Annotated in this window: 13 protein-coding genes; all 13 read right to left on the bottom strand. The window is 39.9% G+C overall.

Annotated elements, in window-relative coordinates:
- Nucleotides 1–32 precede the first annotated feature (32 nt).
- The 13 genes from prpB to fabD all read right to left on the bottom strand — a co-directional run bounded on the left by prpB (nucleotide 33) and on the right by fabD (nucleotide 11735).
- Nucleotides 33–923 (bottom strand): methylisocitrate lyase, encoded by an 891-nt coding sequence (gene prpB, locus H4J61_RS15420; protein ID WP_182137788.1) that lies wholly within the window; start codon nucleotides 921–923, stop codon nucleotides 33–35.
- A 57-nt stretch (nucleotides 924–980) separates the two neighbouring features.
- Nucleotides 981–1661, bottom strand: a complete 681-nt coding sequence (locus H4J61_RS15415; RefSeq protein ID WP_182137787.1) for a GntR family transcriptional regulator — start codon at nucleotides 1659–1661, stop codon at nucleotides 981–983.
- A 276-nt stretch (nucleotides 1662–1937) separates the two neighbouring features.
- Complete coding sequence (locus tag H4J61_RS15410; protein WP_182137786.1) at nucleotides 1938–3167, bottom strand: nucleoside recognition domain-containing protein; 1230 nt, start codon at nucleotides 3165–3167, stop codon at nucleotides 1938–1940.
- A gap of 123 nt (nucleotides 3168–3290) precedes the next feature.
- Nucleotides 3291–4073: a TatD family hydrolase gene (locus tag H4J61_RS15405; protein ID WP_182137785.1), complete on the bottom strand. Its 783-nt coding sequence runs from the start codon at nucleotides 4071–4073 to the stop codon at nucleotides 3291–3293.
- Nucleotides 4074–4216: 143 nt separating this feature from the next.
- A complete protein-coding gene (locus H4J61_RS15400; RefSeq protein ID WP_259365560.1) occupies nucleotides 4217–4543 on the bottom strand; it encodes a PilZ domain-containing protein in 327 nt (108 codons plus the stop codon).
- 40 nt (nucleotides 4544–4583) lie between these two features.
- Entirely contained in the window at nucleotides 4584–5615 is a 1032-nt protein-coding gene (locus H4J61_RS15395; protein ID WP_182185967.1) for a DNA polymerase III subunit, read from the bottom strand.
- A 3-nt stretch (nucleotides 5616–5618) separates the two neighbouring features.
- Nucleotides 5619–6254: a dTMP kinase gene (tmk, locus tag H4J61_RS15390; RefSeq protein WP_182185964.1), complete on the bottom strand. Its 636-nt coding sequence runs from the start codon at nucleotides 6252–6254 to the stop codon at nucleotides 5619–5621.
- 38 nt (nucleotides 6255–6292) lie between these two features.
- Nucleotides 6293–7330 (bottom strand): endolytic transglycosylase MltG, encoded by a 1038-nt coding sequence (gene mltG, locus H4J61_RS15385; RefSeq protein WP_259363375.1) that lies wholly within the window; start codon nucleotides 7328–7330, stop codon nucleotides 6293–6295.
- A gap of 9 nt (nucleotides 7331–7339) precedes the next feature.
- Nucleotides 7340–8152, bottom strand: coding sequence for an aminodeoxychorismate lyase (pabC, locus tag H4J61_RS15380; RefSeq protein WP_182185962.1), 813 nt, complete (start codon nucleotides 8150–8152; stop codon nucleotides 7340–7342).
- Nucleotides 8153–8262: 110 nt separating this feature from the next.
- Entirely contained in the window at nucleotides 8263–9495 is a 1233-nt protein-coding gene (fabF, locus tag H4J61_RS15375; protein ID WP_182137781.1) for a beta-ketoacyl-ACP synthase II, read from the bottom strand.
- 165 nt (nucleotides 9496–9660) lie between these two features.
- Entirely contained in the window at nucleotides 9661–9894 is a 234-nt protein-coding gene (acpP, locus tag H4J61_RS15370) for an acyl carrier protein (RefSeq protein WP_077286054.1), read from the bottom strand.
- Nucleotides 9895–10058: 164 nt separating this feature from the next.
- Nucleotides 10059–10793, bottom strand: coding sequence for a 3-oxoacyl-ACP reductase FabG (gene fabG / locus H4J61_RS15365; protein ID WP_182185960.1), 735 nt, complete (start codon nucleotides 10791–10793; stop codon nucleotides 10059–10061).
- Nucleotides 10794–10799: 6 nt separating this feature from the next.
- On the bottom strand, nucleotides 10800–11735 hold the full coding sequence (gene fabD / locus H4J61_RS15360; protein WP_182185958.1) for an ACP S-malonyltransferase: 936 nt from the start codon (nucleotides 11733–11735) through the stop codon (nucleotides 10800–10802).
- Nucleotides 11736–11829 lie beyond the last annotated feature (94 nt).

Here is an 11829-nt window from a genome sequence, read left to right as displayed (position 1 = left end):
CACTTTAAGGTGTTGAAGTAGAACAGATATAACTACTTGTTTTTACCTTCAGAGAACAAAGCATCAAGCTTTTGCTCATAATCGTGGTAACCCAGGTAATCATATAAATCCATACGTGTTTGCATGTTATCTATTTCTGTTTTTTGGTCACCATCTGCAAGCAAGGTTTTATAAACAGACTCTGCTGCTTTATTCATCGCTCTAAATGCTGATAACGGATAAAGCACCATGGCGCAGCCCCACTCGCCTAACTGGGCTTTATTCCACAGTTCTGTTTGGCCAAATTCAGTAATATTGGCCAATACCGGCACATCAAGCGCTTCAGTAAAAGCTCTGTAATGCGCTTCAGTTTGAATAGCTTCAGCAAAAATACCATCTGCACCAGCAGCAACATAGGCTTTAGCACGTTCAAGCGCGGCTTCTAAACCTTCCTGAGCAAACGCGTCAGTGCGAGCCATAATGAAAAAGTCGCTATCAATACGCGCGTCAACAGCAGCTTTAATTCGATCCGCCATTTCTTCTGTAGAAACAATTTCTTTATTCGGACGATGGCCACAACGCTTTTGTGCTACTTGATCTTCAATGTGAACTGCAGCAGCGCCGGCTTTTTCCATATCACGAATAGTTTTAGCAATATTAAATGCACCGCCCCAGCCGGTATCAATATCCACTAAAAGCGGTAAGCTACAAGCTGAAGTAATACGTGATACATCGGCAATAACGTCATTTAATGATGTCATGCCTAAATCGGGTAAGCCATAAGAGGCATTCGCAACACCACCACCAGATAAGTAAATAGCTTGGTGACCTAATTGTTCAGCCATCATGGCACAATAAGCGTTAACGGTACCTACAACCTGCAAGGGTTTATTATTTGCTAAAGCCTGGCGAAATTTAGCACCAGGAGATAATTGTTTAGACATTGCTTTATCCTTTTTTAGTCATGTATATGTTGTATTAAATTAACTTTACAGCTGCCGCTATTGTTGCTGGGCAATTTTCTTTTCGATATTTTTGCGTGAAGCCGCAATATGACGCCTCATTAGCATTTCGGCTAATTCACCATCGCGATCAGCTATCGCTTCAATAATGCGAGAATGTTCATCAAACGCTTTAGTTGCTCGTGGACTATTCATCCCAAATTGGCAACGATACATACGAACAAGGTGATAAAGCTGACCACACAAGATATTAATGAGTTGTTGATTATGACTACCGAGTATCACTTTATAGTGAAAGTCTAAATCACCTTCTTCTTGATAGTAGGCAATACCGTCGCGCAATGCCTTGGCACTTGCATGCTGCTTAAGCATGACCTTCATTTCAATAATTTCATCTTCAGTCATATTTATCGCGGCTTGGCGACATGCCATGCCTTCGAGTGCTTCGCGAACGACATAAATTTCTAACAGCCCAGCAATTGAACATTCAACCACACGAGAGCCAACATTGGCTTTGCGTTCAATTAAATGACATTTTTCCAAACGATTTAGCGCTTCACGCAAGGTTGAACGACTAATTTGATAGTTTTTAGCTAGTTCTGGCTCACTAATTTTACTACCAGATTTGATGGTGCCATCAACAATGGCGTGTAGCATTTGCTCAAATACTTTATCTGCCGTAGTAACCGCGGCTTGAGTTGTAGGGTTGTTTAACGCCATTAATATTGTCGACAGATATAAAAACAAGGCGCTTATGATAACAACTCTTCAGCAATAGTCAATGTGAAACCTAGCGTATTGTCGACAATACTCATTAGGCATTAGTCGTAGACACTATGAAATAGTGTGAAGTGATATTACAATTACTCACCAATAAAAACAAACAAACCAATGTTAAATAAGCATATTTTTAAAATACACCCGCATTTACTCATCCGTTAATTCATCTTGTTATCATGTTTAACAATGCCCACCAAGTGTCGACAATAGACAGGGTTAGCCAAAAAACCAATAACAAACACCAATAGCAGCAGTAATGCCGGCAAGATCAGCAATAAGTCCACAAGCCAAGGCATGGCGACTATAACGAATACCAACAGAGCCAAAATAAACCGCTAAAACATAAAATGTAGTTTCAGTAGAGCCTTGCACAATAGAAGCTAAGCGACCAGCGAATGAATCAGCGCCATGAGTATTCATGGTTTCTATCATCATAGCACGAGCGCCAGAGCCACTTAAGGGCTTCATAAATGCCGTAGGTAGTGCATCAACAAAACGAGTATCACCATTAAAAAGCAACACTAACTGTCGTATGCCTTCAATCAAAATATCTAAAGCGCCACTGGCTCTAAATACCCCAATCGCACACAACATGGCCAACAGATAAGGAATGATTTTTATACTGGTTTCAAAACCTTGTTTAGCCCCTTCAATAAAGCTGTCATATACATTCACTTTGCGTTTTAAGGCGACGAATAAGAAACTAATTAGCGTGGAGAATATGAGTAAATTGCCCATCAAGGATGATTGTTGCGCTAACAACTCTGCACTCAAGGTAGTGAAATAAACCACAACACCACCGACCAGTGCGATGCCTGCGGCTAAATAAAGTAAAATAACTTGCTGATAAAGTTTTATTTTTTGCACAAATGCAACCGCAAACAATCCTGCGAGGGTTGAGGCAAATGTTGCCAATAAAATAGGGACAAAAACATCAGTCGGGTTTAGCGCTCCCTGTTGGGCACGATAAACAAAAACAGTAACAGGGAATAAGGTTACCGCGGAAGTATTCAACACCAAAAAGAGTATTTGCGCATCACTTGCCGTTTCTTTGTTTGGATTCAGCAATTGCAAGTCTTGCATGGCTTTTAAGCCTAAAGGCGTAGCCGCATTATCTAACCCTAAGAAATTTGCCGACAAGTTCATGGTCATTGAACCTATGGCCGGATGCCCTTTGGGTACCTCTGGCATAAGACGGACAAATAGTGGTGAAATAAACTGTGCAATTTTGTCGATAATACCGGCATGTTCCGCTATCTTCATCATGCCTAACCAAAAACTTAAAATGCCAATCAGGCCAATCGCAATCTCAACCGTTACCTTAGACATATCAAAAATGGCGTTAACAATTTCTTCAAAAATTAAAATTTGATCAAAAACCAGCCATTGCACTATGGCAGAAATAAAGGCAACAAAGAAAAATCCGCTCCAAATACGATTTAACAAACCTGCTCTCTTTTATTTTTATTTTTATTTTTATTCTTAGTATAAATATTATGACACACAAGACTAGCCTTAGTTTTATGGTTAGTTTTGACTCATAGTATTAAATAATTCTCTGAAGTAGCACTATTTGACAGGAATAGTTTCAGGAAACAAACGATGAAAGTTCTCACTCGATTGTCGGGCAATCTCTGCAACCGAAGTACCACGAATACTGGCTAAATGTTTTGCGACTTCAACTACGTAAGCGGGCTGATTTTGTTTACCACGATGGGGCACTGGTGCTAAATAAGGCGCATCCGTTTCAATTAAAAAACGGTCTGAGGGTACTTTTTTCGCCACTTCTTTTAAATCAGTCGCATTTTTAAAAGTAACAATGCCGGAAAAGGAGATATAAAAACCCATCGCTATTGCTTGTTCAGCCATCTCCCAACTTTCAGTAAAGCAATGTAAAATGCCGCCAACATTTTCCGCCTGCTCTGCTCTTAACATAGCTAAGGTATCTTCTTGAGCACCTCTAGTGTGGATAATCAGGGGTTTTTTTAGCTGATTAGCAACGCGTATATGTTTTCGAAAAGAGTCTAACTGCACTGGTTTTGTTTCGGGCGCATAAAAATAATCAAGGCCCGTTTCACCAATAGCGACAACACGTGGGTCGGTCGCTAAACGAGTTAATAGTGCCGGGTCAATTTCATCCGCTTGATTCAGCGGATGCGCACCACAGGTTAGCCAAACATTGTCATATTTAGCCGTTGCTTCTGCCATCGCTGGAAAGTCTTCTAAAGTAACGCTAACACACAATAAAGTATTAACCTTTTCTGCCAAGGCCGCATTAACAACATTATCTAAATTATTGTCAAAATCTTCGAGTTTTAAACGGTCTAAATGACAATGGGAATCTATGAACACAGGGTTACTCCGCACAAAGGTGCTAAAGGTTAGTTTGGGTATTTATCATAGCCATTGAATTAATGAGTTGCTGACATCACAAAAATATTCTCAATGGGCATAATATTCAATAGTGCTATTTTAATTAGATAAAAATAAGCATGTTACATTGATAAGGTCGGCTCAGATGAACTCAATAAATGCCCTATCGCTTTGTCAATTTGGCTACGCATATTGTCAGGATCTTCAAAAAAACTAACACCTATGCCTGCAGGTGTACCGTTTTGCGCGCCAATGGGGGTGATCCAAGAAACTTTGCCTTTAATTTTTGAAGGCTCTAAGGAGTCTGGTAATGTCACAAGCAAGTTCACATCAGTGGCTAATTCATAATGCTCTGTGGTGCGAACAAATAAACCACCATTTTTCATAAACGGCATATATGACTGATATAAATCACGATCTGACATAAAATCAAGTGTAATATTTTTCAAAATCATCCCTCTATTTTTGTTGGCTTCTTTATTAATGTTTTTATTGATTTTTTTGTTCAACGACAAGGCTAATATCGGCGAGTAATTTTTCACTTAAAAACTGCCGATTAACTTGCACTAATGTCTTTAACTTAATATTGGCCGCTTGGACTAAATTATATACCTGCCATAACTGTTGTTTATTGATGACACTTGCTTGTTGATTATCATGCCCTGCTGTTGGCCAGCCCCATTGATTACGCATCAAATTAACTAAGATTTTTTCCAACCAACGAAAGCTATCATGACGTTCAACCAATAAGGTTAATATCTCTGCACGGTGTTGATGAGCGCATAAATAGTCTTTGACCTTATCACGAAAAACGGTAAACGCAACGGCAGTTGCTTCGTCTGTTAATTCGCTTAGATGGCTAAGGTTTACAAAAGCATCATTATCCTGTTTTTTATATTCAGCCAAAAGTTTTTTGCCAACCGGTGGACGTATTTCAAATTTTTGACAACGACTGATAATAGTGGGTAACAGCACATCACTGCTATGCGTTGTTAACATAATGAAACTTTGAGATGTTGGCTCTTCTAACGTTTTTAATAACGCATTAGCTGCTGATACTGTCATGGTGTCAGCATGATTGACTAAGGCTGTTTTGGCGATGCCGATATGAGCAGTTTTCTCAAAAAATTGGCTCAGTTTCCGTATGGCATCTACGCCAATGGTATTCTTGTCATTAACGATAGTCAGATGATCCGGATAACTGCCATTGGCAGACAACTTGCACGTTTTGCAATAACCGCAAGGCTGAAAAATAAACGGCTGCACATTGGTCGTTTCTTCGCTTACTTGGCTTACTGGGCTTACTTGGCTTACTGGGCTTAAATTTTCTTCTTTTTCTGGTGGTCTGTTTTGTGGCAAGTCTTGTGTTAAGTCTTGACACAGCAGCACGTTAATCAGCCAGTGCGCTATTTCTTCTTGACCCGCGCCATCAACACCAGAAAATAACAAGGCATGAGGAAGCTTATTTTCGTGAATTTGTCGAGACAATTGCTGCTGAAGCCCAAATAACCAAGTTTTCATCTGTTAGCCTTGTTTACTATTAATAAAAGCTTCGACTGAGTTGACTACAGCTTTGTGCACCAGGTCCATCTCTTGGCTCGCATCTATAATATCTGTGCTGTCTGACGCTTGTGCCAAAGCTAGATATTTGTTGCGTACGCGCTGAAAAAAATCAATTTTTTCTTGTTCAATCCGATCTAATTCGCCTCGCGCTTGTGCTCGAGCTAAACCTAATTTTGGCGCAATATCTAAATAAACGGTTAAGTCGGGTGTAAAGCCCTTTAAGGTAACATCAGCTATAGCATTCATTATCGCATCGTCAAACTGTCGTCCACCACCTTGATAAGCCCGTGATGATAAGTCATGACGGTCGCCAATCACCCAGGTACCTTCTGCTAAGGCGGGTAAAATTCTATTCACTAGCAATTGACTACGACTGGCATACATCAACAAAAGTTCAGTTTCTTGCGTTAGCTTTTCATCATGACTGACTGATTTTACAATGTCTCGCAGAGCTTCGGCTAATGGCGTACCACCAGGCTCTCGAGTTTTTATAAAAGGGATATTATATTTATTTAACACAGCTTCAATAACGCTAATAGCCGATGACTTACCTGCGCCTTCTATGCCTTCGACAACAATAAACTTACCTTTCTTCATGCTGAAATCATCCAAAATACTTTATTAAAATGTGAACGTTAGTTTTTCTTGCGCTGATACTTGGTTACCGCACGGTTATGATCGGCTAGATTTTTAGAAAATATATGTTTGCCTGCGCCATTGCTGACAAAATACAAATAGTCACTCAACTCTGGATTTAATGCGGCTTGCAGCGCTTGAGCACCAGGTAACGCGATGGGTGTTGGCGGTAAGCCTTTTATTTTATAGGTATTATAAGCGGTTTTTTCCCGCAAGTGAGCGTAAGTGATATCGCCTTTGTAACGTTCACCTAAACCGTAAATTACCGTTGGGTCAGTTTGTAAACGCATTTTTTTATTTAAACGGTTAACAAATACCGACGATATACGAGGATGTTCAGTGTGCCGGCCACTTTCTTTTTCAATAATTGACGCCATGATAAGTGCTTGATATGGCGTTTTGTAGGGTAAATTTTCAGCTCTATTATGCCACTGCACTGCTAACGCGCTTTGCATTTTTTCATATGCACGTTTAATGATGCTCAAATCCGTTGTATCTTGGGTAAACGCATAGGTATCAGGAAACAGCCATCCTTCAGGATTATCTTGCGCTATGGATAATTTTTTCGCAATAGCCACTAGTGTTAAATTAGCAAGTTGATGGGTAATATGTTGATGTTGTGCTAACTGAGCCAAAACTTGCTTGAAGGTGCTACCTTCGATAAGGGTAATAGAAAATTGATGTTCTTTACCTGATACCACTAAATCAAGCAGTTCTATCGTACTTATGTTTGCCTGTACTTGATAGGTTCCTGACTTTATTTTGCTATCTTGAGGATTAAATTTCACATAACTGCGTAGCCAAAAACGCTCTTGCAACCAGCCTTTATCAACCAACTGCTTGGAAAAAGCATTAAATGAAGTACCGTGCTTAATCGTTAAAAACTCAGTTTGTTTAATAGCGAGTGGCTGCTGAACTTTCATTTCTGACATTATCATAACGCCAATAACAGCCAAAATACTGAGTAGTACACAAACCGCTAAAGTCATTAATGTTCTTCTAACCAACAACGACAGGCTTAAAAAAAATCTTTTCATCTTTATATCTTAGCTTTCAACGTTAAGGCATTGGCTTTGTATGCTTTTAACCTGTGAAATATCCAATTGTTGACCATTAAAAATCTTAACCGGCACTATACCTAAAATGGCGTTACTAATAAACATCGCATCGATATTATCTAATTGAGACAGTGGATAATTATCTTGTTGAATATTCGGGTTATTTAACAATATTTTCGCCCGCATTAAGCCAGCAACGCCGGCAGTGCTTAATATCGGTGTTTGCCATTGCCCCGCTTTTAACCAAAAGACATTAGCACTACAACATTCAATAATACTGCCATTGATATCACTAGCAACTATATCATCTTCTGTGCGTCTATCTAGCTCGGCTCTTAACATAACTTGCTCTAAACGGTTTAAGTGTTTTAAACCGGCCAGCATAGGGTTAATACCGAGCTTTTGTTCACTGATCCCTACGCAAATCCCCTGTTTTTGCCATTGAGGATAAAACTTAGGGTAATCACTAACGGAAATAATTACCCTAGCTTGCTCTGCACCAAGGCGCGAATAGCCACGACCGCCGCTACCACAAGTGATAATAACTTTGACGATGCCGATCTTAATTCCTACGCTGATTTTTCTTATACTTTCTGCTAGCACAGGTAAGGCTACTTTAGGTAAGCCTAGTTGCTGACTTTGCTGTGCCAAACGATTGAGGTGCTCTGGCAACATAACCACTTTACCATCAGTAATCAAAGCGGTAGTAAAGCAACCATCACCATAAGCTAGGCCACGATCATCAATTGATATCGAATTAGCTATTTTTCCGTCTACAAAACTTAATACCATAATTGCCATAAAAAAGCCTGAATACAGCAGTATTCAGGCTTAAGCTTTTAAATTCAAGCGCTAATGAAATTAAAAGTACATTTGATGTAATAACGTGACTTTTTAATCTCTACAGTTCACTAAATTCTCTTGAAGATCAACGAGCCATTTGTACCACCAAAACCAAATGAGTTACACAACACGTAATCTAAATTAGCATCTCGTGCAGTATGCGCAACATAATCAAGATCACAGCCTTCATCAGGGTTATCTAAATTAATGGTTGGAGGCACCGCATTATTAACTAATGCTTGAATGCTGAAAATTGCTTCAACAGCACCGGCAGCACCTAGTAAATGCCCTGTCATAGACTTAGTTGACCCTACCATGACATCAAAAGCTGAACTACCAAATACAGATTTAATCGCATTGGTTTCGGCAATATCGCCTGTCGGTGTTGAAGTGCCATGAGCATTAATATAACCAATTTTAGCAATATCAACTTTCGCATCATTGATGGCATTTTTCATTGCTAAAGCCGCACCTGCACCATCAGCCGGCGGTGAGGTCATATGATAGGCATCACCACTCATACCAAAACCTGCTAATTCAGCATAAATTTTTGCGCCACGGGCTTTCGCATGTTCATACTCTTCAAGTACAAGTACACCCGCACCATCACCCAGAACAAAACCATCGCGGTCTTTATCCCATGGTCGTGAAGCTTGTTGTGGTGCATCATTTCGCGTTGACATGGCACGTGCAGCACCAAAGCCCCCTAGACCTAATGTGGTTGATGCTTTTTCTGCACCACCAGCAACCATAGCATCAGCATCACCGTAGGCTATCATACGGGCTGCATGGCCAATATTATGTACACCACTAGTACAAGCGGTAACAATCGAGATATTGGGGCCTTTCAAGCCAAACATAATGGATAAATGACCCGCAATCATGTTGATAATGGTAGAAGGTACAAAAAATGGTGACAATTTACGTGGACCATTATTTAACAATTTAGCATGGTTTTCTTCAATAAGACCTAAGCCACCAATGCCAGAGCCAATAGCTACCCCTATACGTGGGGCATTTTCTTCGTTAATTTCTATACCAGAATCTTTAACGGCTTGCACACCTGCAGCAACGCCATATTGAATAAATAAATCCATTTTTCTGGCATCTTTACGAGCCATATAGTCTTCTGCATCAAACCCTTTAACTAAACCGGCAAAACGCGTTGGATACTCAGTGGTATCAAAATGCGTAATGTCAGCAATACCACTTTTACCAAGTAGTAGATTTGTCCAGGTTGATTCAGGGCTGTTGCCTAGAGGGCTAAGCATGCCAAGACCGGTTACTACAACGCGTCTCATGAGATGTGCTGCCTCCGATAGAATTGAATAAAAGCGGGAGTTTAATTTCAGCTCACTTAGCGCTTAATATGACTTAAGTTAAGTGTTTGCTGTAAATATTTTCAAACTATAAAAACAAATCAGGCGGTAATTAAACCGCCTGAAATTAATCACATTCGTTTATTATTACTGGTTAGCAGTAACGTAATCGATTGCGGCTTGAACTGTTGTAATTTTTTCAGCTTCTTCATCTGGAATTTCAGTATCGAATTCTTCTTCTAATGCCATTACTAATTCAACAGTGTCTAGAGAATCTGCACCTAAGTCGTCAACAAAAGAAGCTTCAACTTTAACTTCGTCTTCGCTTACACCAAGTTGCTCAATAGTAATTTTTTTTACGCGTTCTTCAATAGTGCTCATTTTTCTTCCTTTACTAGAAAATACAATTGTTCAGAATTGTATGTAGTTTATTCGTCAAAAGCCGACCATGCAAGCTTCTAATTTTACTTTTTTGCTGGTCTAATCTGTTGACAGTATATAATTTGTTCGAATTTAACATAAAATCGCCAAAAAGCAAACTTGTGTTAAACCATGTACATGCCACCATTTACGTGTAATGTTTCACCCGTAATATACGCCGCGCCATCAGATGCTAAGAAAGCAACAGCGTTAGCAATTTCTTCCGGCTTACCTAAACGGTTGGCCGGTACTTGGGCAAAAATGCCTTCTTTTTGCTCATCCGTTAATGTTTGGGTCATATCTGTATCAATAAAACCAGGTGAAACGGTATTAACGGTTATGCCACGAGAAGCAACTTCACGTGCTAAAGATTTAGTAAAACCAAGTAATCCGGCTTTCGCAGTCGCATAGTTAACCTGACCCGCGTTGCCCATTGTACCCACAACCGAGCCAATATTGATAATGCGGCCATGGCGTTTTTTCATCATAGCGCGTAATACCGCTTTGCTGATTTTAAAGACCGATGTTAGATTGGTCTCTATAATATCATTCCATTCATCATCTTTCATACGCATCAGTAAATTGTCACGCGTAATACCCGCATTATTGACTAAAACATCAACTGAACCATGTTTTTCTTTGATTAAATCAAACATAGCGCTGATTGAGGCATCGTCAGTGACATTTAACACCAACCCTTGGCCTTCACCTAAATACTCACTGATATTAGCCGCACCGTGTTCAGAGGTTGCCGTACCAATAACATTACCACCCAAAGCTTTAAGTTGTGTTGCAATAGCTTTACCTATACCACGACTTGCGCCCGTCACTAAAATGACTTTACCGTCTAATGAAAACATATAATTTTACTCTACTGATTCTAATGCTTTAGTTAACGACGCACTGTCATTAACAGATTGACAACTGATGGTTTTATCAATGCGTTTTAACAAGCCCTGTAATACTTTACCTGGTCCTGCTTCGATCGCAATTTCAATACCCTGTTGCGCTAAATATTGAATAGTTTCTGTCCAACGAACTGGGCTATATAATTGCTTAATCAGTGCTATTTTAATAGCTTCAACCGAGTTTTCAGCGGTAACGTCAACATTATTAACCACTGGGATAGTCGGTTCATTAAAGCTAACATTGTTAAATTCTTCTGCTAACTTTTCTGCCGCATCTTTCATTAATGCGCAATGTGATGGCACGCTTACCGGTAAAGGTAGCACGCGTTTTGCACCGGCTGCTTTACATAATATACCCGCTCGTTCAACGGCCGCCTTATGACCTGCAATAACCACCTGGCCAGGTGAATTAAAATTCACCGCTGAAACAACTTCATCATTTGCCGCTTTTGCACAGGCATCAATAATAATTTTATCATCAAGACCAATAATGGCAGCCATAGCACCAACACCTTCAGGCACAGATGCTTGCATGAACTCACCACGCTTCTCTACGAGCTTAACAGCATCCGCCAACGATAACACCCCTGCGCACACTAGCGCGGAGTATTCACCTAAACTATGACCTGCTAATAGTTTAGGTGTTATTGATGAATTAGCATGCCATACACGCCAAATGGCAACACTAGCCGTTAATAACGCAGGTTGGGTAAAGTTTGTTTGGTTTAACTTTTCAACTGGCCCTTGTTGCACCAAGTGCCATAAATTGTAACCGAGTGCTGCAGATGCTTCCGCAAAAGTACTTTGTACTACTTCATTTTCAGCAAAATCCGCCAACATAGCTAGAGATTGTGAACCTTGACCGGGAAAGACAAACGCTAAATTATTTTGCATTATTAGACCTAATTAAATTTAATTTTTCACTGTATCAAGGTAAATCATTGCCTGATCTACCTTGTCTGTAATTGCTCAAGCTTATATTCACCTG

Source organism: Colwellia sp. MB3u-4 (assembly GCF_014077065.1).
Classification (GTDB): domain Bacteria; phylum Pseudomonadota; class Gammaproteobacteria; order Enterobacterales; family Alteromonadaceae; genus Cognaticolwellia.
The sequence above is the reverse complement of the archived record's forward strand: the minus strand, read 5'-3'. Positions and strand labels throughout refer to the sequence as shown.